General features: G+C 52.5%; 1 pseudogene. It reads left to right on the top strand.

Annotated features, from left to right (window positions below):
* Positions 1-126: 126 nt before the first annotated feature.
* Positions 127-259 (top strand): annotated as a pseudogene (locus VSR34_RS39105) (IS6 family transposase); the annotation flags it as partial.

Raw genomic sequence — 259 nt, 5'->3', positions numbered from 1 at the left:
CCCATCCAGACCTCGACAGAATTTGCAGGAAACAACCCATAATCTGCCAGGTTCCTGCAAATGCATCAACAACATTCAGCTTCAAACCCTTGCTGCACAAGGCGCTTCGAGTTTTTCAGGGCCGACTACGTAGCCTATTCGCTGAGTTTGCGCAATCTTGCGGAAATGATGGACGAGCGTGGTATCGCGGTGGATCATTCGACGGTGTACCGCTGGGTCATCAAACTGCTGCCGCTCTTCGAAAGGAGCTTGCGCAAGC

Source organism: Paraburkholderia sp. JHI2823, from assembly GCF_038900695.1.
Lineage (GTDB): Bacteria > Pseudomonadota > Gammaproteobacteria > Burkholderiales > Burkholderiaceae > Paraburkholderia > Paraburkholderia mimosarum.
This window is presented reverse-complemented; position numbering and strand designations above follow the sequence as displayed.